The organism is Nocardioides koreensis (genome assembly GCF_039531775.1).
Classification (GTDB): domain Bacteria; phylum Actinomycetota; class Actinomycetes; order Propionibacteriales; family Nocardioidaceae; genus Nocardioides; species Nocardioides koreensis.
This window is the reverse complement of record NZ_BAAAQR010000015.1, coordinates 17,964-39,599: the sequence shown is the minus strand read 5'-3', so window position 1 is coordinate 39,599 and position 21,636 is coordinate 17,964. Positions and strand designations below refer to the sequence as shown.

General features: G+C 70.9%; 25 protein-coding genes. 23 read left to right on the top strand and 2 right to left on the bottom strand.

All coding sequences use genetic code 11. The annotated features are described in order from the left end of the window. Positions 1-18 precede the first annotated feature (18 nt). The 23 genes from thrB (at position 19) to ABD268_RS19910 (ending at position 20,279) form a co-directional block, all read left to right on the top strand. Positions 19-933, top strand: coding sequence for a homoserine kinase (gene thrB, locus ABD268_RS20020; RefSeq protein ID WP_344156659.1), 915 nt, complete (start codon positions 19-21; stop codon positions 931-933). Between the two features lie 345 nt (positions 934-1,278). Then, entirely contained in the window at positions 1,279-3,030 is a 1,752-nt protein-coding gene (gene rho, locus ABD268_RS20015) for a transcription termination factor Rho (RefSeq protein ID WP_425573764.1), read from the top strand. A 119-nt stretch (positions 3,031-3,149) separates the two neighbouring features. After that, complete coding sequence (locus ABD268_RS20010) at positions 3,150-3,521, top strand: response regulator transcription factor (protein ID WP_344156653.1); 372 nt, start codon at positions 3,150-3,152, stop codon at positions 3,519-3,521. After that, positions 3,518-4,588, top strand: coding sequence for a HEAT repeat domain-containing protein (locus ABD268_RS20005; RefSeq protein ID WP_344156650.1), 1,071 nt, complete (start codon positions 3,518-3,520; stop codon positions 4,586-4,588). Before ABD268_RS20010 ends, ABD268_RS20005 begins: the two co-directional genes overlap by 4 nt. Next, positions 4,585-6,069, top strand: a complete 1,485-nt coding sequence (locus tag ABD268_RS20000; RefSeq protein ID WP_344156647.1) for a glycosyltransferase family 2 protein — start codon at positions 4,585-4,587, stop codon at positions 6,067-6,069. The genes ABD268_RS20005 and ABD268_RS20000 overlap by 4 nt, the downstream gene beginning before the upstream one ends. A 118-nt stretch (positions 6,070-6,187) precedes the next feature. Then, positions 6,188-6,403 (top strand): 50S ribosomal protein L31, encoded by a 216-nt coding sequence (gene rpmE / locus ABD268_RS19995; RefSeq protein WP_344156644.1) that lies wholly within the window; start codon positions 6,188-6,190, stop codon positions 6,401-6,403. Between the two features lie 105 nt (positions 6,404-6,508). After that, positions 6,509-7,582, top strand: coding sequence for a peptide chain release factor 1 (gene prfA, locus ABD268_RS19990; protein WP_344156641.1), 1,074 nt, complete (start codon positions 6,509-6,511; stop codon positions 7,580-7,582). Positions 7,583-7,592: 10 nt separating this feature from the next. Beyond that, positions 7,593-8,447, top strand: coding sequence for a peptide chain release factor N(5)-glutamine methyltransferase (gene prmC, locus ABD268_RS19985; RefSeq protein WP_344156639.1), 855 nt, complete (start codon positions 7,593-7,595; stop codon positions 8,445-8,447). A 5-nt stretch (positions 8,448-8,452) separates the two neighbouring features. After that, positions 8,453-9,115, top strand: coding sequence for an L-threonylcarbamoyladenylate synthase (locus tag ABD268_RS19980; protein ID WP_344156636.1), 663 nt, complete (start codon positions 8,453-8,455; stop codon positions 9,113-9,115). Between the two features lie 16 nt (positions 9,116-9,131). After that, positions 9,132-10,283 carry an MraY family glycosyltransferase gene (locus tag ABD268_RS19975; protein ID WP_344156633.1) on the top strand — a complete coding sequence of 384 codons (1,152 nt, stop codon included), beginning with the start codon at positions 9,132-9,134 and terminating at the stop codon, positions 10,281-10,283. 272 nt (positions 10,284-10,555) lie between these two features. Further along, positions 10,556-10,774 carry an AtpZ/AtpI family protein gene (locus ABD268_RS19970; protein WP_344156630.1) on the top strand — a complete coding sequence of 73 codons (219 nt, stop codon included), beginning with the start codon at positions 10,556-10,558 and terminating at the stop codon, positions 10,772-10,774. A 66-nt stretch (positions 10,775-10,840) separates the two neighbouring features. After that, a complete protein-coding gene (locus tag ABD268_RS19965; protein WP_344156627.1) occupies positions 10,841-11,263 on the top strand; it encodes a hypothetical protein in 423 nt (140 codons plus the stop codon). Further along, entirely contained in the window at positions 11,260-12,054 is a 795-nt protein-coding gene (gene atpB / locus ABD268_RS19960; protein ID WP_344156624.1) for a F0F1 ATP synthase subunit A, read from the top strand. Before ABD268_RS19965 ends, atpB begins: the two co-directional genes overlap by 4 nt. A gap of 80 nt (positions 12,055-12,134) precedes the next feature. Beyond that, positions 12,135-12,380, top strand: coding sequence for a F0F1 ATP synthase subunit C (locus ABD268_RS19955; protein WP_379178320.1), 246 nt, complete (start codon positions 12,135-12,137; stop codon positions 12,378-12,380). 57 nt (positions 12,381-12,437) lie between these two features. After that, positions 12,438-12,971 carry a F0F1 ATP synthase subunit B gene (locus ABD268_RS19950; protein ID WP_344156618.1) on the top strand — a complete coding sequence of 178 codons (534 nt, stop codon included), beginning with the start codon at positions 12,438-12,440 and terminating at the stop codon, positions 12,969-12,971. Beyond that, on the top strand, positions 12,971-13,801 hold the full coding sequence (locus ABD268_RS19945; protein ID WP_344156615.1) for a F0F1 ATP synthase subunit delta: 831 nt from the start codon (positions 12,971-12,973) through the stop codon (positions 13,799-13,801). The genes ABD268_RS19950 and ABD268_RS19945 overlap by 1 nt, the downstream gene beginning before the upstream one ends. Before the next feature lie 58 nt (positions 13,802-13,859). Then, on the top strand, positions 13,860-15,497 hold the full coding sequence (gene atpA, locus ABD268_RS19940; RefSeq protein WP_344156612.1) for a F0F1 ATP synthase subunit alpha: 1,638 nt from the start codon (positions 13,860-13,862) through the stop codon (positions 15,495-15,497). Positions 15,498-15,500: 3 nt separating this feature from the next. Then, positions 15,501-16,415, top strand: a complete 915-nt coding sequence (locus tag ABD268_RS19935) for a F0F1 ATP synthase subunit gamma (protein WP_344156610.1) — start codon at positions 15,501-15,503, stop codon at positions 16,413-16,415. Between the two features lie 3 nt (positions 16,416-16,418). Further along, positions 16,419-17,873, top strand: coding sequence for a F0F1 ATP synthase subunit beta (gene atpD / locus ABD268_RS19930; RefSeq protein WP_344156607.1), 1,455 nt, complete (start codon positions 16,419-16,421; stop codon positions 17,871-17,873). After that, a complete protein-coding gene (locus ABD268_RS19925) occupies positions 17,873-18,268 on the top strand; it encodes a F0F1 ATP synthase subunit epsilon (RefSeq protein ID WP_344156604.1) in 396 nt (131 codons plus the stop codon). Before atpD ends, ABD268_RS19925 begins: the two co-directional genes overlap by 1 nt. 110 nt (positions 18,269-18,378) lie before the next feature. Further along, positions 18,379-18,828, top strand: coding sequence for a DUF2550 domain-containing protein (locus ABD268_RS19920; protein ID WP_344156601.1), 450 nt, complete (start codon positions 18,379-18,381; stop codon positions 18,826-18,828). A gap of 63 nt (positions 18,829-18,891) precedes the next feature. After that, positions 18,892-20,061, top strand: a complete 1,170-nt coding sequence (locus ABD268_RS19915) for an MFS transporter (RefSeq protein ID WP_344156598.1) — start codon at positions 18,892-18,894, stop codon at positions 20,059-20,061. A gap of 5 nt (positions 20,062-20,066) precedes the next feature. After that, a complete protein-coding gene (locus ABD268_RS19910) occupies positions 20,067-20,279 on the top strand; it encodes a hypothetical protein (protein WP_344156595.1) in 213 nt (70 codons plus the stop codon). 47 nt (positions 20,280-20,326) lie between these two features. On the opposite strand, the gene ABD268_RS19905 is transcribed toward ABD268_RS19910, so the two are convergent. Both ABD268_RS19905 and ABD268_RS19900 read right to left on the bottom strand, forming a co-directional pair. Next, complete coding sequence (locus tag ABD268_RS19905) at positions 20,327-20,983, bottom strand: DUF4389 domain-containing protein (protein ID WP_344156592.1); 657 nt, start codon at positions 20,981-20,983, stop codon at positions 20,327-20,329. Positions 20,984-21,090: 107 nt separating this feature from the next. After that, a complete protein-coding gene (locus ABD268_RS19900) occupies positions 21,091-21,468 on the bottom strand; it encodes an HAD family hydrolase (RefSeq protein ID WP_344156961.1) in 378 nt (125 codons plus the stop codon). Between the last annotated feature and the right edge of the window lie 168 nt (positions 21,469-21,636).

Here is a 21,636-nt window from a genome sequence, read left to right as displayed (position 1 = left end):
CAGACAGGGAGCGGAGTCATGGTCACCTTCGTCGACGGCCCGGTCCGGGTCTCGGTCCCTGCCACCTCGGCCAACCTGGGCCCCGGTTTCGACTCGCTCGGGCTGGCGCTCTCGCTGCGCGACGAGCTCGAGGCCGAGGTCACCGGCAGCGGGCTGGCGGTCGAGGTCGAGGGGGCCGGCTCCTGGTCGGTGCCGCTGGACGAGTCGCACCTGGTCGTCCGGTCCATGCGGGCCGCCTTCGAGGCGATGGGGGCCCGTCCGCCCGGGCTGCGCCTGAGCTGCAGCAACGTCATCCCGCACGCCCGGGGGCTGGGCTCGTCCTCGGCGGCGATCGTCGCCGGCGTCAGCCTGGCCCGCGGCCTGGTCGCCGGGGGCTCGCTGCTCGTGTCCGACGAGGCGCTCTTCGACCTCGCGGCCCGGATCGAGGGGCACCCGGACAACGTCGCCCCGGCGTTCTACGGCGGCTTCGCCATCTCCGGGCGCGACGACGACGGCTTCTACGCCGTGGGGTCGGCCGTCGACCCGCGGGTGGGGGCCGTCGTGTTCGTGCCGCCGAACCCGGTGGCGACCGAGGTCGCTCGGGGCCTGCTGCCGGCCGAGGTCCCGCACGCGGACGCCGCCGCCGACGCGGGGCGCACCGCGCTGCTGGTCGCCGCCCTGGCCGGGCAGCCCGAGCAGCTCTTCCGGGCCACCCGCGACTTCCTCCACCAGGACTACCGCCGTGCCGCGATGCCGGAGTCGCTCGCCCTGGTCGACACGTTGCGGGCCGACCGGGTCGCCGCGGTCGTCTCGGGCGCCGGGCCCACGGTGCTGGCCTTCGCGGACGGCCCCGGTGCGGCTGCGGCCGAGCCCGACCGACTGCTCGCGCGCTGCCCGGACGGGTGGCTGGCGTACCACCTCGCGGTGGACCGCGAGGGCGTGCGGCTCGCCTGACGCGACGCGCGGAGAGAAAACGTGCCCGATGCCACATCGGGGTGGTCGGGTGGTACTGTGAAGACGCGTCAGACATCTCGGCGCAGCACCAGCAGGTGACGTCAGTCCCTGGGTGCGCCATCTTCCTCACTTCGCGTGCGGGCCTCGTCTCGCACACCCGTCAGTAGCCCTCCTTCGGTGAGCCCCGGCGGCGAGGAAGCAATGACCAGCAGCCACCGGCCTGAGGGCCGGCTCGGCACTGATACGTGGGAAGGACCTCACGTGACGGAAACCATCGAATCCACCCCAGCTGCGCCCGAGGCATCTGCCGGGGCTCCCAAGAAGCGCGGTGGTGGGCTCAACTCCATGCTGATCGCGGACCTGAAGTCCATGGCCGCGGGCATGGGAATCCCGGGTGCGGCCACCATGAAGAAGGCCCAGCTCATCGAGGCGATCAAGGGCGCGCAGTCCGGCGCCGGAGCGCGCAGCGACGCCGCCACCCGGGGCGACTCCGCCTCCCGCAAGGACTCCGGCCGGCGCGCCGAGGCTCCCCCCGAGCAGGCCGAGAGCAAGCAGCCGGACAGCAAGCAGGCCGAGAGCAAGCAGGTCTCGGACCAGCCGGCCCAGGAGAAGGCCCGCGACCGCGGCGAGCGGGACGGCCAGAACCGCGACGACCAGGGCCGCGACAAGTCCCGTGACCGCGGCGGCCAGCAGCAGAACCGGGAGAGCCGGGACCGCGGCGACCAGCAGCAGAACCGGGAGAACCGGGACCGCGGCGACCAGCAGAACCGCGAGCAGAACCGCGGTGAGCACAACCGTGACGACCAGGGCGGCGGCGAGGGCAGCCGGCGCAACCGCCGGCGTCGGGGCCGGGACCGCGACCGCGACCGCACCGACCGCCCGGAGCGCGCCGACCGCGGGCCGCGCAGCAGCGGCGGCCAGCGCAACGAGCCGGACACGACGATCCTCGAGGACGACGTCCTGGTCCCGGCAGCCGGCATCCTCGACGTGCTCGACAACTACGCCTTCGTGCGGACCAGCGGCTACCTGCCGGGCAACGACGACGTCTACGTCTCGCTGTCGATGGTCCGCAAGTACGGCCTGCGTCGCGGCGACGCGATCATCGGTGAGGTGCGCCAGCCCCGCGAGGGCGAGCGCAAGGAGAAGTTCAACCCGATGGTGCGCATCGAGAGCGTCAACGGGGCCGACCCCGAGGCCGCCAAGCACCGGGTGGACTTCTCGAAGCTGACCCCGCTCTACCCGTCCGAGCGGCTCCGGCTCGAGACCGAGCAGGGCAACCTGATCGGCCGCGTCATCGACATCGCCGCCCCGATCGGCAAGGGCCAGCGGGGCCTGATCGTCTCGCCCGCCAAGGCCGGCAAGACCATGGTCATGCAGTCGATCGCGAACTCGATCACGACCAACAACCCCGAGTGCCACCTGATGGTGGTCCTCGTCGACGAGCGTCCCGAGGAGGTCACCGACTTCGAGCGCTCCGTCAAGGGCGAGGTCATCTCCTCGACGTTCGACCGCCCGGCCAGCGACCACACCATGGTCGCGGAGCTCGCGATCGAGCGGGCCAAGCGGCTCGTCGAGCTCGGGCACGACGTCGTGGTCCTGCTCGACGGGATCACCCGGCTGGGCCGCGCCTACAACCTCGCCGCCCCGGCCAGCGGCCGGATCCTGTCCGGTGGCGTCGACTCTGCGGCGCTGTACCCGCCGAAGCGGTTCTTCGGTGCGGCCCGCAACATCGAGAACGGCGGCTCGCTCACCATCCTCGCCACCGCGCTCATCGAGAGCGGCTCGAAGATGGACGAGGTGATCTTCGAGGAGTTCAAGGGCACCGGCAACATGGAGATCCGCCTGCGCCGCGACTTCGCGGACAAGCGCCTGTTCCCCGCCATCGACGCCGTGCAGTCCGGCACGCGTCGCGAGGAGCTCCTGATGAGCAAGGAGGAGCTCGCGGTCGTGTGGAAGCTGCGCCGCGTGCTCTCGGGTCTCGACGGCCAGCAGGCCCTCGAGCTGCTGCTCGAGCGGCTCAAGAAGTCGCAGAGCAACATCGAGTTCCTCATGCAGGTCCAGAAGACCACGCCCACGCCGGGCAGCCAGAACGACTGACGGCTACGCACCAGGCAGCAGAAGCCGGGTCGCTCCCACGGGAGCGGCCCGGCTTCGGTCACTTTCGGGGGTGGGCAGCGCTAGGCTGCACGCGCACACATGGGACGGAAGGGGTAGCCGTGGCTCGGATCCTGGTGGCCGACGACGACGTCGACATCCGCGAGCTCGTCGAGTTCAAGCTCTCGACGCTCGGGCACGACGTCGTCGCCGTCTCGGACGGAGCCGCCGCGATCGACGCCTGTCAGGCGGAGCGGCCCGACCTCGCGGTGCTCGACGTGATGATGCCGGGGGTCTCGGGGCTCGACGCGATCCGCGCCATCCGCTCCGACCCCACGCTGGCCGACCTCCCGGTCATCCTGCTGACCGCACGCGCCCAGGAGACCGACGTCGAGACCGGCTTCGACTCCGGCGCCGACGACTACATCACCAAGCCGTTCAGCCCGCGGGAGCTGGCTTCGCGCGTCCAGGCGTTGCTCACACGCGTGCGATGAACCTCGCCCATCTCGGGTACGGCGCGGCCATCGTCCTCGTCTCGGCGTGCCTCGTCGTCGTGCTCGGCCTGGTGGTCGTGCGGTTCGGGCGCGATCGCGCCGAACGGCGCAGGTCCACGCTGCGCACCCCGGTCTGGCGTGATGTGCTGATGCTGACCACCGGCGAGCCCGACGAGGCGGCCGACGCCTTCAGCCGGCTGCTCTCCGCCGCCCCGGCCGGGCGCGCGGCCGTCCAGGACGACGCGTTCGGCCTGGTCCCGAAGCTCCGCGGAACCGCCCGCGAGCGCCTGCGCCAGGTGCTGTGGGAGTGGGGCGCGACCCAGGAGGCCGCCCGCTGGACCCGCAGCCGCTCCTCGGTCCGACGCTGCCGTGGGCTCCACCGGCTCGGGGTGCTGGCCCCTCGGTCGCCCGAGCCGTTCCTGCGTGACGAGGTGCTCGCGCGGCTCGACGACCGCGACTTCGCCGTACGACGCACCGCGATGCTCGCGCTCGGCTCCTTCCCCGAGCCCGTGGTGGTGGAGCACCTCCTGCACCGCGCCGCCCTCGAACCCAGGCTGCGTGCCGACTTCCTGTCCTCGGTGGACCGCATCGGTGCCCCCGCGGTGCCGGTGCTGCGCCGGGGGCTGACCCGCTCGCTGGCCGAGACCCCCGGCGGCGACCGGCGCGGGTTCCTCGCCGCCGAGGCGCTCGGGCTGGTGGGCGCGGTCTCGGCGGTTCCCACGCTCGAGGCGGCGCTCGAGCACTCCTCGGCCGAGCTCGAGCTGGCCTGCATCCACGCGCTGGGCCAGCTCGGCGCCTCCTCGTGCGTCGTCGCCCTCGCCGGCCCGCTGGGGCATCGCGACCCGGCGATCCGGCGCGCTGCCGCGGAGTCCCTCGGGCTGATCGGCGGCGCTTGGGCGGTTCCGGCGCTGGGCGACGTGGTCCACGACGACAACGTCGAGGTGGCGCGGGCCGCCGCCAACGCGCTGCACCGGTGCGGGCCCTCGGGCCACGACGCGCTCGCGTCGAGCACGGCCCCGGTGGCGCGGGAGGTCATCGCCCTGACCGCGCTGGGCAGCCTGGCGTGACGCCCCTCCTCGCGGACGGCGCGGTGGGGGCGCTCAGCGACGTCATGACCGTGGTCGGGATCGGCTTCGTCGTCTACTCCGTGCTCATCAACACCAGCTTCCTGCTGCTCACCGGGCTGGCGCTCTCCGACCTGCTGGCCTACCGGCGGCGGATCGACTTCGCCGGCTACGACGAGTGGTTCCGGGACCCGCACCCGCGCGGCGTGTCCGTGCTGATGCCCGCCTACAACGAGTCGGCGACCATCGTGCAGTCGGTGCAGGCGATGACCGCCCTGCGCTACCCCGACTTCGAGGTCGTCGTCATCGACGACGGGTCGACCGACGACACCGTGGCGAAGGTGGTCGCCGAGTTCGACATGGTCGAGGTCCCGCTCGTCCCCGGCGGGCACATCCCCACCAAGGGGGAGGTCCGCAGCACGTGGGTGAGCCGGCGCGGCGCGCACAACCTGGCGCTGGTGGTGAAGGGCAACGGCGGCAAGGCGGACGCCCTCAACGCCGGGATCAACCACTCGCGCAAGGAGCTGGTCTGCATGGTCGACGCGGACTCGCTGCTCGACCCGCGGGCGCTCCTCGACGTCTCGCGACCGTTCGCCGACGACCCCGGGCGGGTGGTCGCGGCCGGGGGAGTGGTCCGCGTGGCCAACGGGTCCCGGGTGGAGCGCGGGCGCGTCACCGACCTGCGGATGCCGCGCAGCTGGTTCGCGCGGATCCAGGTCGCCGAGTACCTCCGCGCCTTCCTGATCGGGCGGGCCGGCTGGTCGCGGGCCGGCGGTCTGCTGATCATCTCCGGCGCGTTCGGCATCTTCCGCAAGGACGTGCTGCTCGAGGTCGAGGGCCTGTCGACCGACTGCATCGGCGAGGACGCCGAGCTGGTGGTCCGCATCCACCGGATGCTGGGCGACCAGCGCCGCGACGCCGACGTGGTGTTCGTCCCCGAGCCGGTGGCGTGGACGGAGGTTCCCGAGGACCGGAGGGTGCTGCGCAAGCAGCGCCGGCGCTGGCACCGGGGGCTGACGGAGATCTTCGTCCGGCACCGCGCGATGCTGTTCCGGCCCCGGTACGGCGTGATCGGGCTGGTCACGATGCCGTGGTTCCTGCTCTTCGAGCTGCTGGCCCCCGTGGTGGAGGTGGCCGGTCTCGCCTACTTCCTGCTGCTGATGGCCTCGCTCGCCGTCGAGCACCTGTTCCTGCCGGGCTGGGACATCGTCAACGTGCCGGTCGTGGTGCTGCTGCTGACCGCCTCGATTCTCTACGCCGTCCTGATCACCCTGGTCGCGCTCCTGGCCGAGGAGATCTCCTTCCGGCGCTACCGCGGCCTGCCCGACCTGTTCCGGGCGATGGGGGCGGCCGTGGAGGAGAACTTCGGCTACCGGCAGATCAACGCCTGGTGGCGGCTGGGCGGGATCATCGAGGTGCTGCGCAGGTCGCGGCACGACTGGGGAGACATGCAGCGCAAGGGGTTCGGCACCACCACCGAGTGAGGGAATGGCATCGATTACCACTGTGTTGTCAGTGGTGGCATCATTGCCTGCTGGTTCCGGTTCACGCGTCCCGCACCAGGCGGGAGCGACCCGGCGACCGTTCAGAGAGGACCAGGACATGAAGAAGGACATCCACCCGGAGTACGTCGAGACCCAGGTGACCTGCACCTGTGGCGCGAAGTTCACCACCCGCAGCACCGCGACCTCCGGCGTCATCCACGCCGACGTCTGCTCGCAGTGCCACCCGTTCTACACCGGCAAGCAGAAGATCCTCGACACCGGCGGCCGCGTCGCCCGCTTCGAGGCCCGCTACGCCAAGGCAGCCAAGAAGTAGCTGTCCCCGAGCGCCGGTCCCCGCCTCCGTGGTGGGGACCGGCGCTCTGCATTTGTCCACATCGGTGGTCGAGCCTGTCGAGACCACCCGCGCCGGGAGGATCGCATGTTCGAGGCCGTCGAGGGTTTCGTCGCCGAGCACGCCGCGCTGGAGAAGCAGCTCGCGGCTCCGGAGACGCACGCGGACGCCCGCCTGGCCAAGCGCCTGAACCAGCGCTACGCCGAGCTGTCCTCGGTGATCGGCGCCTGGCGCCACTGGCAGCAGCTGGGTGAGGACCTCGAGGCGGCCCGCGAGCTCTCCGCCGAGGACCCGGGGTTCGCGGAGGAGGCCGTCACCCTCGCCGAGCAGCAGGGCGTGGCCGAGGAGCGGCTGCGCCGGCTGCTGGTGCCGCGCGACGCCGCCGACGACAAGGACGCCATCCTCGAGGTGAAGTCGGGGGAGGGCGGCGAGGAGTCCGCCCTCTTCGCCGGCGACCTGCTGCGCATGTACACCCGGTACGCCGAGGCCCGCGGCTGGAAGGTGGAGATCCTGGACGCCACCGAGTCCGACCTCGGTGGCTACAAGAGCGTCACCGTCGCGGTGAAGGCCAAGGGGGCCTCCGAGCCGGGGGAGGCGCCGTACGCGCTGCTGAAGTTCGAGGGCGGCGTGCACCGCGTGCAGCGGGTGCCGGTGACCGAGTCGCAGGGCCGGGTGCACACCAGCGCCGCCGGCGTGCTGGTGCTCCCCGAGGCCGAGCAGGTCGACGTGTCCATCGACGAGAACGACCTGCGCATCGACGTCTTCCGCAGCAGCGGGCCGGGGGGCCAGAGCGTCAACACCACCGACTCCGCGGTGCGCATCACGCACCTGCCGACGGGCATCGTCGTCAGCTGCCAGAACGAGAAGAGCCAGCTGCAGAACCGCGAGCAGGCGCTGCGCATCCTCCGGGCCCGGCTGCTCGCGGCCGCGCAGGAGGCCGCGGACGCCGAGGCGAGCGACGCCCGTCGCAGCCAGGTCCGCACCGTCGACCGCTCCGAGCGGATCCGCACCTACAACTACCCGGAGAACCGGGTCTCCGACCACCGCACCGGCTACAAGGCCTACAACCTCGACCAGGTGCTCGACGGCGACCTGCAGCCGGTGCTGACCTCCTGCGTGGAGGCAGACCTTGCCGCGCGCCTCGAGGCCCTGGAGAAGTGAGCCCCCGGCCGTGAACCCACTTGTGGCCGGGCGCCGGGACCTGCTGGCGCGGGCGACCCGGCAGCTGAGCGAGGCCGGGGTGGCGAGTCCCGGGCACGACGCGGCCGAGCTGCTCGCGCACGTGCTGGGCACCACCCGGGGACAGCTGGTCCTCGTCGACGAGGTGCCGGGCGAGCGGGCCGAGCAGTACGCCGCGCTGGTGGCGCGCCGCGCCCGCCGCGAGCCGCTGCAGCACCTCACCGGGGTGGCGTGGTTCCGGCACGTCGAGCTCCGGGTCGGGCCCGGGGTGTTCGTCCCGCGTCCGGAGACCGAGCTGCTGGCGGGATGGGCGATCGAGCAGGCGGCGGGCGTCGACGCGCCGGTGCTGGTCGACCTGTGCACCGGCTCGGGCGCGGTCGCGAAGGCGCTGGCCGACGAGGTGCGCGGGGCCGTGGTGCACGCCGTGGAGCTGGACGAGTCCGCCCACGCCTGGGCGGCCCGGAACCTCGAGGGCACCGGCGTCGACCTGCGCCAGGGTGACATGGCCACGGCGTTCGGCGACCTGGCCGGGACCGTCGACGTGGTCACCTGCAACCCGCCGTACATCCCGCTGGACGCCTGGGAGTCCGTGGCGCCGGAGGCGCGCGACCACGACCCGCACCTGGCGCTCTTCTCCGGTGACGACGGCCTGGAGGCGCTGCGGGTGCTGGAGGCGCGGGCCGCACTCCTGCTCCGGCCCGGCGGGGTCGTGGGTGCCGAGCACGCGGACCAGCAGGGGGAGTCCGCACCCGCGGTGTTCGCCGCCACCGGCCGGTGGACCGAGATCCGTGACCACCGCGACCTGGCAGGTCGGCCGCGCTTCGTCACGGCGCGACTGGCACGATGAACCCTGTGACGAGCGAGCGCTATCCCACCGGCACCGAGGAGGAGCGGGAGGCCGCCGTCGCGGCCGCCAGCCTGGCCGTGCAGCGCGGCCAGCTGGTCGTGATCCCGACCGACACCGTCTACGGCATCGGGGCCGACGCCTTCGACCCCGCCGCGGTGCGTGGCCTGCTGGAGGCCAAGGGCCGCGGGCGGGAGATGCCGCCCCCGGTGCTGGTCAGCTCCGCGACCACCATCGACGCCCTCGCGGTCCGCATCCCGAGCTGGGCCCGCGCCCTGGTCGACGAGTTCTGGCCCGGGCCGCTGACCCTGGTCTGCCACCAGCAGTCCTCCCTGCAGTGGGACCTCGGCGACACCCGCGGCACGGTCGCCGTCCGGATGCCCGACCACGAGGTGGCACGCGAGATCCTCGAGCGCACCGGGCCGCTGGCGGTCAGCTCCGCCAACCGCACCGGCATGCCCGCCGCGACCGACGCCGACCAGGCCGAGCAGATGCTCGGCGAGGAGGTCGCCGTCATCGTCGACTCGGGGGAGGCCCCGGGTGGCGAGGCCTCCACGATCGTCGACGTGACCGGTCCCAGCGGCCGGGTGCTGCGCCGCGGCGCACTCTCCGTGGAGGAGCTCAACAAGGTCCTCGAGCCGCTCGGCGTGCCGATCACGGACGAAGGCTGACGGGAGGCGGTGCCGCGTGCGTGAGTACGTCCTGGTCTTCCTGGTCGCCGCCGCGGTGACCTACCTGCTGACCGTGGTCGCCCGGGAGATCGCGCTGCGGACCGGCGCGGTGGCCCAGGTGCGCGACAGGGACGTCCACGCCGAGCCGATCCCGTACCTCGGGGGGCTGGCGATGCTGGGCGGCCTGGTGGCGGCGTACGTCGTGGCCCAGCAGCTGCCGTTCCTCTCCACCAGCGGACCGTTCGTCTTCCGCGACGCCGGGATCGTGCTCATCGCCGGCGCGCTGATCTGTGCGGTGGGCGTCCTGGACGACCTGTTCGAGCTGGACGCGCTGACCAAGCTGGGCGGGCAGGTGCTCGCCGCCGGCTTCCTGATCGTATTCGGGATCCAGTACGTCTTCTTCCCGACGCCCGACGGCACCCAGTTCGCCCTCGACGCCTCGCAGGGAGCGCTGCTGACCGGCTTCATCGTGGTCGCGACGGTGAACGCCGTGAACTTCGTCGACGGGCTCGACGGGCTCGCCGCCGGCGTGGTGGGCATCGGCGCGGTGGCGTTCTTCGTCTTCTGCTACCAGCTGACCCGGTTCAACGACGCCTCCCGGGCCACCACCAGCGCCCTGCTGAGCGTGGCCCTCGCCGGCGTGTGCGCCGGGTTCCTGGTCCACAACTTCCACCCGGCCCGGCTCTTCATGGGCGACAGCGGGTCGATGCTCATCGGGCTGGTGCTCTCTGCCAGCGCGGTGACGCTGACCGGGCAGTTCGCCGGCAACGAGATCAGCCAGGGCGCCTCGGGCTCCCGCGCGAGCCTGCTGCCGACGTTCCTGCCGGTCCTGCTGCCGATCTCGATCATGGTGATCCCGCTGCTCGACCTGGTGCTCGCCGTCGTACGACGGACCCGGGCCGGGCGCTCGCCGTTCGCGCCCGACAAGCAACACCTGCACCACCGGCTCCTCGAGATCGGCCACTCGCAGCGGCGGGCCGTGCTCATCATGTGGCTGTGGGCCGGCCTGGTCGCCTTCGGCACGGTCCTCGCCAGCCTGTACACGGGGCCGTGGATGTGGACCTCGCTGGTCGCCATGGTGCTCGTGACGGTCACCCTCACCTTCGTGCTGCCGCGCCTGCGCCAGCCGGAGAACCAGCCGGACATCGCCCCCCTCGAGGAGCTCTGAGGGCCCCGGTGACTGGCGCGTCAGGACTTTGTGCTAGTTTTCACAAGCACCGCCCGACACCAGACAGAACGGCCGCCGACCATGACGACCGCGCTTCGCAGCACGCTCCCCGGAGCACCCCGGAGAGCAGCCGGGACGACCCCGGTCCCGGGGTTCGGGGGCCGGCGGCGCTGTGGTAGTTTCGCGCCGTCGTCGGACGTCGAGGAGCGGGCCCGGATCAGTGGCCGCCGCGCTGGCGTCTTCAAGCCTGCCGATGAAAGCGACTTGGGTGGATGGTCGATGAGCACTCCGACAACAACCTGCGGGGCCGTGACCTCGTGGGTCTCGGGGGCCTGCTCGCCGGAGCCGTCGTCGCCGGTCTGGTCATCGGGCTCCTCGTGGACGACAGCGCCGGGACGTCCCCGACGTTCACGCTCATCGGCATCGCTGCCGGGATCGTCGTCGGGTGCGTCGGTTTCTGGATCCGGGTCCGTGCCGCGCTGCGGGGGTGACCTCGCCCGATGACCGAGCAGATCACTCCCACCACCGCCGCCCCCACCAGCGACATGAGTGCCTCCATGACCACACCTGAGACCACCGCGCCTGCCACCGGTTCGCCGCTGCTGCAGGTGCTGCGCGACCAGCGCAAGACCATCGGCGTGGCCCTCGTGCTCGTCGTGGGGACGTACTGGATCGCCGGTCAGCTCGACCGCTGGACGCTGGCGGGCTGCATCGCCGCCGGCGTGGGCCTCGGGCTGGTCAACCACCTCGCCACCGAGCTGTGGCTGCTCAAGATCATCCGGTCGGGCGAGGAGGTGACGCGCGGCAAGCTCGCGGCGTCCACCTTCGTCCGGCTGCTCGTCCTGACCGCGGTCGCGGTCGGGATCGCCGTCGCGTTCTGGCCTGACGGCATCGGGCTGTTGCTCGGCCTGGCCATCTTCCGACTCATCGCGCTGGTGATGACCGGGATCCCGCTGCTGAAGGAGTTGAAGAAGCCGTGACCGGCCTGCTGCTGCTGCCACTCTCCGCCGACATCAAGATCGGCGAGCACACCGAGCGCACCATCGGTGGCATCACGTTCAACATCGACACGATCATCTCGACGCTCGTCGCGGGCGCGCTGGTGCTGATCCTGGGCTTCTGGGCCCGGTCGGCGCTGACCAAGCGCACCCAGGACCACGTCCCCACCAAGGTCCAGCTGATCTGGGAGGCCGTGGTGGGCGAGGTCAACACCCAGGTGGAGGCCAACCTCGGCCGCATACACCCGTTCGTGGTGCCGCTGGCGGTCGCACTGTTCTTCTTCATCCTGTTCGCGAACTGGCTCGAGCTGCTGCCGACCGAGATCAACCACGACGTGCACCTGCTCCCGGCGCCGACCGCGGACACCAACCTGACCTACGCGATGGCGCTCATGGCGATGGTCGGCGTGTGGATCTACGGCATCAAGGAGAAGGGCGTGAAGGGCTACTTCAAGCACTTCCTCGAGCCGTTCCCGGTGCTGCTCCCGCTGAACATCCTCGAGGAGCTGACCAAGCCGATCACGCTCGCTCTGCGACTCTTCGGCAACATCTTCGCCGGCGGCATCATGCTCGCCCTGATCGGTCTGATCCCGTTCTACGCGATGTGGGCGCCGAACCTGGTCTGGAAGCTGTTCGACATGTTCATCGGCGGTATCCAGGCGTTCATCTTCGCCCTGCTGACCGTGCTCTACTTCGGCATGGCGGGCGCCGGCCACGAGGACCACGAGGACCACGAGGCCGAGGACAGGAAGACCCCCGAACTCGCGCACTGACCGACACCGGTCGAGCGCACCAGAGGTAACCCAGCTGCGCCGAGCATCGGCGTACACCAAGGAGAGGCATATCAATGGCAGTGAGTGACACCGCAGTCCAGACCGCCGGCGCGTTCGTCGGTGGTGGCCTTGCACTGGCCGGCGGCGCCATCGGCGCCGGCATCGGCGACGGTCTGGCCGGTTCGTCCTACATCCAGGGCGTCGCCCGTCAGCCCGAGGCGCAGGGTCGCCTGCAGACGATCTTCTTCCTGACGGTCGGTTTGGTCGAGGCGATGTTCTTCATCAACCTCGCGTTCATGGCGCTGTTCGTCTTCGTCCTCGCCTGATCCCAGGGGCCCCCGGGCACCACTCGTAGCACCGCCCCAGAGCAAAGGAACCAATCGATGGCAACCGAAGCGATCGTCGCGATGGAGAGCAACTTCCTCGTGCCGAACGGCACGTTCTTCGTCGAGCTGTTCGCGTTCGCGATCATGGTGTGGCTCCTGGCCAAGTTCGTCATCCCGCCGATCAACAAGGCGATGACGGCCCGCCAGGAGGCGATCCGCCAGCAGTTCGCCGACCTGGACCAGGCCAAGTCCGAGGCCCACGAGGCCGAGGAGGAGTTCCGGTCGCAGATCGCGGACGCCCGTCACGAGGCCGCGCGCATCCGCGAGGAGGCACGCGAGCAGGGTGCGGCGATCATCGCCGAGATGCGGGAGCAGGCCCAGGCCGAGGCCCAGCGCATCGTCGAGCACGCCCACACCCAGATCGAGGCGGACCGCAAGGCCGCAGTCACGTCGCTGCGCAACGAGGTGGGCACGCTGGCCACCACGCTCGCCGGACGCATCGTCGGTGAGGCGCTGGACGACGAGGCGCGCCAGAGCCGCGTCGTCGACCGGTTCCTGGCCGACCTCGACAGCAAGAGCGGGGCCAACTGATGGCTGGCTCCTCGACCAGCGTGCAGGGCTCCTCGCGGGAGTCCCTCGCGAAGCTGACCGACGCGCTGGGCACCACCCTCGACGGGGGCGCCGACGGCGCGGCCGTGGGGGAGAGCCTGTTCGCCGCAGCCGACGTGCTGCGCGAGCAGCCGGCCCTGCGCCGGGCGGTCACCGACCCCTCGACCCCGGCGGAGGCCAAGACCGGCCTCGCGCAGGGCGTCTTCGGTGGCCACCTCGACAAGGGAGCCACCGAGCTGGTCGGCCAGGCGGCCGGGCTGCGCTGGGCGTCCAGCGGCAACCTGGCCACGGCGCTGGAGCACCTCGGTGTCGTGGCGCTGGTGAAGTCGGCCGACAAGGCGGGCGAGGGCGACCGGCTCGAGGACGACCTGTTCGGCTTCGGCCGGCTGGTCGCCGACAACCCCGAGCTGCGTGACGCGCTCTCGGACCCGGCGCGTTCGGTGACCGACAAGCGCGGCCTGGTCCGCTCGCTGCTCGAGGGCAAGGTCGGCAGCAGCTCGCTGCGGCTGGCCGAGCGTGCGGTGAGCGGTGTGCACCTGACCGTGGCCCGCGCGGTCGAGGAGTACTCCCGGGTGGCGGCGGAGAGCCGCAACCGGCTGGTGGCGCTCGTCCGGGTGGCCACGCCGCTCAGCGACGCCGAGCAGCAGCGGCTCACGGGTGCCCTGGCCGGTCAGTACGACCGTCCGGTGCACCTCAACGTCCAGGTCGACCCCTCCGTGATCGGCGGCATGCGCGTCGAGATCGGTGACCAGGTCATCGACGGCACCATCGCCAGTCGCCTCGACGACGCCCGTCGGCGTCTGGCCGGCTGACCGGTAACGACCACTCACCCACCGAGTTTTCAGAAGAGACAAGAGAGTAGGGACGACAATGACGGAGCTCACGATCCGTCCGGACGAGATCCGCGACGCGCTGCAGAAGTACGTCGCCGACTACCGGCCCGAGGCCGCCAGTCGGGAAGAGGTCGGCACCGTCGCCGAGGCCGGTGACGGCATCGCCCGCGTGACCGGTCTGCCCTCGGCCATGGCGAACGAGCTGCTGGAGTTCGAGGACGGCACCCTGGGCATCGCCCTGAACCTCGACACCCGCGAGATCGGTGTGGTCATCCTCGGTGACTTCGACAAGATCGAGGAGGGCCAGACGGTTCGCCGTACCGGCGAGATCCTCTCGGTCCCGGTGGGTGACGGCTTCATGGGCCGCGTCGTCGACCCGCTCGGCACCCCGATCGACGGCCTCGGCGAGATCGAGTCCACCGAGCGTCGCGCCCTGGAGCTCCAGGCGCCGACCGTGATGCAGCGCAAGTCGGTGCACGAGCCCCTCGCCACCGGCATCAAGGCGATCGACTCGATGACCCCCATCGGTCGTGGCCAGCGTCAGCTCATCATCGGTGACCGCGCGACCGGCAAGACCACGATCGCGATCGACACGATCATCAACCAGAAGCAGAACTGGGACTCCGGCGACCCGACGAAGCAGGTGCGCTGCATCTACGTCGCGATCGGCCAGAAGGGCTCGACCATCGCCTCCGTGCGTGGCGCCCTCGAGGAGGCCGGCGCGCTGGAGTACACCACGATCGTGGCCTCACCGGCGTCCGACAGCGCGGGCTTCAAGTACCTCGCGCCGTACACCGGCTCGGCCATCGGCCAGCACTGGATGTACGACGGCAAGCACGTGCTGATCGTGTTCGACGACCTGACCAAGCAGGCCGAGGCCTACCGCGCCGTGTCGCTGCTGCTGCGTCGTCCGCCGGGTCGTGAGGCCTACCCGGGTGACGTCTTCTACCTGCACAGCCGGCTGCTCGAGCGCTGCGCCAAGCTCAGCGACCAGATGGGCGCCGGCTCGATGACCGGTCTGCCGATCATCGAGACCAAGGCCAACGACGTGTCGGCCTACATCCCGACCAACGTCATCTCGATCACCGACGGCCAGATCTTCCTGCAGTCGGACCTGTTCGCGTCCAACCAGCGCCCGGCCATCGACGTCGGTGTGTCGGTGTCGCGCGTGGGCGGCTCGGCGATGACCAAGGCGATGAAGGCGGTCACCGGCTCGCTCAAGGTGGATCTCGCGCAGTTCCGCGCGATGGAGGCCTTCGCGATGTTCGCCTCCGACCTCGACGCCGCGTCGCGCCAGCAGCTCGACCGGGGCCAGCGCCTCATGGCGCTGCTCAAGCAGCCGGCCTACTCGCCGTACCCGCTCGAGGAGATGACGGTCTCCCTGTGGACCGGCACCACCGGTCGCCTGGACAGGGTCCCCGCCGCCGACGTGCTCCGCTTCGAGAACGAGTTCCTCGACTACCTGCGCCGCTCGCACGAGGGCATCCTGTCCGCGATCCGCGAGACGCAGAAGTTCGAGGACGAGACGGCGACCTCGCTCGAGGACGCCTACGACTCCTTCCTCGACCAGTTCGAGACCTCGGAGGGTGGCTCGATCAAGGTCGGCCACGAGCCCGAGGCCGAGGCGCTGGAGGACGAGGACCAGGAGCAGATCGTCAAGCAGAAGCGGGGCTGACCCATGGCTCTTTCGGTGCGTGAGTACCGTGCGCGGATCAAGTCGACGGAGTCGATGAAGAAGATCACGCGTGCCATGGAGCTCATCGCTGCGTCCCGCATCATCAAGGCGCAGCAGCGGGCTCAGTCGGCTGCCCCGTACGCCCGTGAGCTGACGCGTGCCGTGTCTGCGGTGGCGACGTACTCCAACGTCGACCACCCGCTGACGCGGGAGCCGGAGGACCCCAAGCGGGCCGCCGTGCTCATCGTGACCAGCGACCGGGGCCTGGCCGGTGCCTACTCCTCGAGCGTGCTCAAGGAGGCCGAGCGCCTCGCGGAGAAGCTGCGCGGGGAGGGCAAGGAGACCATCACCACCTATCTCTGCGGCCGCAAGGCGGAGGCGTACTACCGGTTCCGTGGTCGCCCCGTCGTGAAGTCGTGGACAGGGTTCTCCGACCAGCCGTCGTACGACGTCGCCAGCGACATCGGCAAGGCGCTGATCGAGGCCTTCCTCGAGGACGAGGGCGACATGGCCGTCGACGAGGTGCACGTGGTCTACACGCGCTTCCGCTCGATGCTGGTCCAGGAGCCCACCGCGGTGCGGCTGCTGCCGCTGGAGGTCGTCGAGGGCGAGGAGAAGCCCGCGTCCGACGAGGTCCTGCCCCTCTACGAGTTCGAGCCCTCGGCCGAGCACGTGCTGGACGGGCTGCTCCCGCAGTACGTCCAGAGCCGGATCTTCTTCGCCCTGCTGCAGGCGGCCGCCTCCGAGCTGGCTGCCCGTCAGAAGGCGATGAAGTCCGCCACGGACAACGCCGACGAGCTCATCAAGAAGTACACCCGAATCGCCAACCAGGCCCGCCAGGCCGGCATTACCCAGGAAATCAGCGAGATCGTCGGTGGCGTCAACGCGCTGGCCGACGCACAAGCCGGGAGTGAGTGAGAAATGACTGCCACTGTTGAAGAGACCCAGGGGACCGGCTCCGCTGGCGTCGGTCGCATCGCCCGGGTCATCGGACCCGTCGTCGACATCGAGTTCCCCGTGGACTCGATGCCCGCGATCTACAACAAGCTCGAGGTCGAGCTCGAGCTCAGCGGCGAGAAGAAGATCCTCTCGGCCGAGGTCGCCCAGCACATCGGTGACGGCATGGTCCGTGCGATCTCGCTGCAGCCGACCGACGGCCTGGTCCGCGGCGCCCAGGTGAGGGACACCGGCGAGCCGATCACGGTTCCCGTCGGCAACGCGACGCTCGGCCGGGTGTTCAACACCCTCGGCGAGTGCCTCAACCTCGAGGGCGACGAGAAGCTCGAGGTCACCGAGCGCTGGGGCATCCACCGCAAGGCGCCGGCCTTCGACCAGCTGGAGTCCAAGACCCAGATGTTCGAGACCGGCATCAAGGTCATCGACCTGCTGACGCCCTACGTGCAGGGCGGCAAGATCGGCCTGTTCGGTGGTGCCGGTGTCGGCAAGACCGTGCTCATCCAGGAGATGATCGCGCGAGTCGCCAAGGACCACGGTGGTGTGTCGGTGTTCGCCGGTGTCGGCGAGCGCACCCGTGAGGGCAACGACCTGATCGTCGAGATGGAGGAGGCCGGCGTCATCGGCCAGACCGCCCTCGTCTTCGGCCAGATGGACGAGCCGCCGGGCACCCGCCTGCGGGTCGCCCTGTCCGCGCTGACGATGGCGGAGTACTTCCGCGACGTGCAGAGCCAGGACGTGCTGCTGTTCATCGACAACATCTTCCGGTTCACCCAGGCGGGTTCCGAGGTGTCCACGCTGCTCGGCCGCATGCCGTCCGCGGTGGGCTACCAGCCCAACCTCGCCGACGAGATGGGCACGCTCCAGGAGCGGATCACCTCGACCCGTGGTCACTCGATCACCTCGATGCAGGCGATCTACGTCCCCGCCGACGACTACACCGACCCGGCGCCGGCCACGACGTTCGCCCACCTCGACGCGACCACCGAGCTCTCGCGAGAGATCGCCTCGCTCGGTATCTACCCCGCGGTGGACCCGCTGACGTCGACCTCGCGGATCCTCGACGCCCAGTACATCGGGCAGGAGCACTACGACTGCGCCATCCGGATCAAGCAGATCCTGCAGCGCAACAAGGAGCTCCAGGACATCATCGCGATCCTCGGTGTGGACGAGCTCTCCGAAGAGGACAAGATCATCGTGTCCCGCGCTCGCCGCATCCAGCGGTTCCTGTCGCAGAACACCTACGTCGCCAAGCAGTTCACGGGCATCGAGGGCTCGACGGTTCCGGTCAAGGACACCATCGAGGCGTTCAACAAGATCGCTGACGGCGAGTACGACCACGTGGCTGAGCAGGCCTTCTTCATGTGCGGCGGTCTGGACGACGTCGAGCAGAAGTGGTCCGAGATCCAGAAGAACCTCTGATGGCCGACAACGACCAGCTGCAGGTGGAGCTCGTCGCCGCCGACCGGACCGTCTGGTCCGGCCAGGCGACGATGGTGATCGCCCGCACGACCGAGGGCGACGTCGGCGTGATGCGCAACCACGCGCCGCTGCTGTCCCTGCTGGTGCCGGGCGTGGTGGAGATCCGGGCCGTCGAGGGTGACGACCAGGTCGCCGCCGTCGACGGGGGCTTCCTGTCGGTGGCCAACAACCGGGTCTCGATCCTCTCGGAGCACACGGTCCTGTCCCACGAGATCGACGTGGAGCAGGCCCGGGCCGACCTCGAGGCCGCCGAGGGCGACAGCGAGAGCGACGACGCCCCGGAGCGCGTCAAGAGTGCCGAGGCACGGATCCGGGCGGTCGAGAAGGCCTCTTGATCCGCATGACCACACGTTGCCGGCCCCGGGGTTGCCCCGGGGCCGGCTTCGTCTTTCCTGCCCGCTAGGGTGAGCACCTTCGCGACCAGGCGTGGGGGAGGAGGGGACGAATGCCGGTCTGGCAGTGGCTGCTCGACGCGGCCGGCGGCCTGCTCCTGCTCGTCCTGCTCTACGGTGTCGCCCTCATCGTCCGGCGCCGGGTGCTGTCCCGCAACGGCGGCACCTTCGAGGTCAGCTACCGCGTCCGTCCCGAGAGGGCCGGGCGCGGTTGGCTTCTGGGGCTCGGCCGCTACTCCGGCGAGGACCTCGAGTGGTTCCGGATCTTCTCCCTCTCGCCGCGGCCCAAGCGGGTCTGGCAGCGCTCGACCCTGGTCTTCTCCGGCCGGCGTGACCCCGAGGGCGTGGAGCAGATGTCGCTCTACCCCGACCACGTCGTGATCCGCTGCACGACGCCGGCCGGCGAGGTCGAGCTGGCCATGAACCCCTCCTCGTTGATGGGCTTCCAGTCGTGGCTGGAGGCGGGCCCGCCCGGCACGGACTGGACCCGCCCCCCACGCTGAGCCCCGTGCGGCCCACGTGGGGCGGACTTGGAGCGATGGCCCCACGTGGGGTGGACTGGGGCGGTGCCTGTGGTGACCGCCGCGCGCAACGCGGTTGCGCTGACCTTCGCGCTCAACGGCTTCTGCTTCGCCACGTTGGTGTCGCGGATCCCGGACCTGCGCTCCGGGCTGGAGCTCGACAACGGGTCGCTGGGGTTGCTGCTGCTCGCGATCGCGGCCGGGTCCGTGCTGGCCCTGCCCTCGAGCGGCCGGCTGATCGAGCGCACGTCGGCCGCGGCCGTCGTACGGCTCGGCGGGGTCCTGACGGCGATCGGTCTGTGGACCGCCTCCGTCGGCGTCGCGGCCCAGGACTCGGTGGCCGTGACCGCGGCGGGCTTCTTCGCCTACGGCCTCGGCAGCGGTGTCTGGGACGTGGCGATGAACGTTGAGGGCGCCGAGGTCGAACGTCGCCTCGGCCGCACGATCATGCCCAGGTTCCACGCCGGCTGGAGCTTCGGCAGCATCGCGGGCGCCGCGGTCGGCATCCCGATGGCGGCGGTCCACGCGCCGCTGCCGGTGCACCTCGGCGGCGTCGGTGTGCTGGCCCTCGTCCTGGTCGTGGTGGTGGGCCGCGCGTTCCTGCCTCCGTCCGCGCCGCCCGAGGCGCCGGAGGTCGTGCGGTCCGCCTGGCGCGAGCCGCGGACCCTGGCGGTCGGTGTCATGGTGCTCGCCTTCGCCACGGTCGAGGGGTCGGCGAACGACTGGCTCTCGCTGGCGATCATCGACGGGTACGGCGCGCGGCACTGGGTCGGCGTCCTCGGCTTCGCCGTGTTCGTGACGGCCATGACGACCGGCCGCATGGTCGGGCCGGTCGCGCTCGACCGCTGGGGTCGCGCCCCGGTGCTGTGGGCGACCAGCGCGGCCGCGGCTGCGGGCATCCTGCTGGTCGTGGCCGGCGGGCACTGGCTCGTCGTCGGCGCCGGGATCGTGGTGTGGGGCCTCGGGGCGTCGCTGGGATTCCCGGTCGGCATGAGCGCGGCCGCGGACGACCCGGCGCGCGCCGCGGCGCGAGTCAGCGTCGTCTCGACGATCGGGTACGCCGCGTTCCTCGCCGGTCCTCCGCTGCTGGGGCAGCTCGGGGACCGGGTCGGCACCCTGGACTCGCTGCTCGCCGTGGCCGCGCTGATGGTCCCCGCGGCGCTGTCGGTGGCCGCGGTCAGGTCGACGCGGGCGCCCTCGACCGTGGAGCGCTGACCCCCATGTCGTGGTGGCTGGCCTCCGCAGCGATGGGGCTGTGCCTGGTGCTGGCCGGGGTCCGGCTCTTCGTCGTCGGCCGCCGCGCCGCGTCCCGCGTCCCCGACCGCGACCGCGCCCTGGACGGCGCGCTGCTCACGGTGCTCGGCCTGGTGCTGTCCGGCTTCGGCATCGTGGTGCTGGCAGTGACGGCGATGCTCGTGCGTGCCATGGCCTGAGCGGTGATCGTCTGGGGCAGGCCGAGCCTCGAGGCGGTGATCGGCGCTCAGCGGAGAGAGAAGGGCGGGTACCGGTCGGTGACGAGGAGGAACGCGTATGCCTCCACCCGAAGCCACCACCGACCGACGCCGACCACGAAGTCGAACAGCCCGCGCGGATAGCGTCCGGTGAACAGGATCGCGAACCACGCGACGACGACCGCGAAGAAGGCGCCCACGGTCAGGAAGAACAGCACGAAGAAGTGCGGGATCGCGAGCAGCCACTTCACCAGCGGCAGCCAGCGGTTCAAGTCGCGTTCGGCGTCGGGGTAGTCGATCTCGAGGTGGACGTCCTGCTCCTCGACCGTCGAGGGGTACCGGTCGGTGAGCAGTGCGACGTAGGCGCCGATGCGGGTGCCGAACCGCGCGAGCTCGAGCGCGAAGTCGAACCACCAGCGTGGGTAGCGCTGCCGGAAGAGGATCATCAGCAACGTCGCCACGAACAGGCCGGCGGCGATCCCGCCGCTCGTGGTGGTCGTCGTGTCGCTGCTCTGGTCGTAGACCGTCTCGGTGGCGCCGGCCGTGAGCGCCCCGTAGACGATCGCGATCGGGATGATGAGCACGATCCGGAAGAGGGTCGTGACCCGGTTGTACTGGTCCGAGTAGTCGACCTCGAGGCGCGCCGGGTAAGCGGTCGGTACAGGTGATGAGCTCTGTGCGGACATGAAGGGCCTCCCGTGGTCGCATTCCTTGATCTCAAGGGTGCGCCGGGCTGTGCGGCGTGCGGAGAGGCCTACGTCCCGGAAGAGCGGCCGGCACGGCTGCCGCCGGATCAGGCGAACAAGTCCTCGAGCACCTGAGCGACTCCGTCGTTGTCGTTGCTGCCGGTGATGGCCGTCGCGGCGTCCCGCGCCTCGGGGTGGGCGTTGGCCATGGCCCACGACCGGCCGGCCCACTCAAGCATGGGCACGTCGTTGGGCATGTCCCCGAACGCGATCACGTCGTCGGCGGACACTCCGCAGGAGCGGCAGAAGTCGGCCAGGGCCCCCGCCTTGGTGACGGCCGCAGCGGAGAGCTCGACGAGGCCGGCGCCGCCCGAGTGCGTGGACTCGACGTCGCCCAGGTCCAGGGACCGGATGACCTCGAGCATGTGATCGGCCGTTCTTCGGTCGGACCACCCCAACACCTTGACCAGCGGAAGCCGCCACATCGCATCGAGCTGGTGATCACGACGATGGGCAAGCTCCCCGGAGAACGTGTACCCCCAGCCGGGACCACTCACTCGCAACCACGTGTGGACGCCCGCCCCCCGAGATCATGGGCATTCCTAGCACGCGCGGGAGCGGGGAGACTGATTCGGCTCGGCGTACTCCGTCGT

Bases quoted from the DNA above. Each gene is read 5' to 3' on its own strand.
- thrB (WP_344156659.1), top strand. From the start codon at position 19: ATGGTCACCTTCGTCGACGGCCCGGTCCGGGTCTCGGTCCCTGCCACC.
- rho (WP_425573764.1), top strand. From the start codon at position 1,279: ATGCTGATCGCGGACCTGAAGTCCATGGCCGCGGGCATGGGAATCCCG.
- ABD268_RS20005 (WP_344156650.1), top strand. From the start codon at position 3,518: ATGAACCTCGCCCATCTCGGGTACGGCGCGGCCATCGTCCTCGTCTCG.
- rpmE (WP_344156644.1), top strand. From the start codon at position 6,188: ATGAAGAAGGACATCCACCCGGAGTACGTCGAGACCCAGGTGACCTGC.
- prfA (WP_344156641.1), top strand. From the start codon at position 6,509: ATGTTCGAGGCCGTCGAGGGTTTCGTCGCCGAGCACGCCGCGCTGGAG.
- ABD268_RS19970 (WP_344156630.1), top strand. From the start codon at position 10,556: ATGGTCGATGAGCACTCCGACAACAACCTGCGGGGCCGTGACCTCGTG.
- ABD268_RS19965 (WP_344156627.1), top strand. From the start codon at position 10,841: ATGACCACACCTGAGACCACCGCGCCTGCCACCGGTTCGCCGCTGCTG.
- ABD268_RS19950 (WP_344156618.1), top strand. From the start codon at position 12,438: ATGGCAACCGAAGCGATCGTCGCGATGGAGAGCAACTTCCTCGTGCCG.
- ABD268_RS19945 (WP_344156615.1), top strand. From the start codon at position 12,971: ATGGCTGGCTCCTCGACCAGCGTGCAGGGCTCCTCGCGGGAGTCCCTC.
- atpA (WP_344156612.1), top strand. From the start codon at position 13,860: ATGACGGAGCTCACGATCCGTCCGGACGAGATCCGCGACGCGCTGCAG.
- ABD268_RS19935 (WP_344156610.1), top strand. From the start codon at position 15,501: ATGGCTCTTTCGGTGCGTGAGTACCGTGCGCGGATCAAGTCGACGGAG.
- atpD (WP_344156607.1), top strand. From the start codon at position 16,419: ATGACTGCCACTGTTGAAGAGACCCAGGGGACCGGCTCCGCTGGCGTC.
- ABD268_RS19925 (WP_344156604.1), top strand. From the start codon at position 17,873: ATGGCCGACAACGACCAGCTGCAGGTGGAGCTCGTCGCCGCCGACCGG.
- ABD268_RS19920 (WP_344156601.1), top strand. From the start codon at position 18,379: ATGCCGGTCTGGCAGTGGCTGCTCGACGCGGCCGGCGGCCTGCTCCTG.
- ABD268_RS19910 (WP_344156595.1), top strand. From the start codon at position 20,067: ATGTCGTGGTGGCTGGCCTCCGCAGCGATGGGGCTGTGCCTGGTGCTG.
- ABD268_RS19905 (WP_344156592.1), bottom strand. From the start codon at position 20,983: ATGTCCGCACAGAGCTCATCACCTGTACCGACCGCTTACCCGGCGCGC.
- ABD268_RS19900 (WP_344156961.1), bottom strand. From the start codon at position 21,468: ATGTGGCGGCTTCCGCTGGTCAAGGTGTTGGGGTGGTCCGACCGAAGA.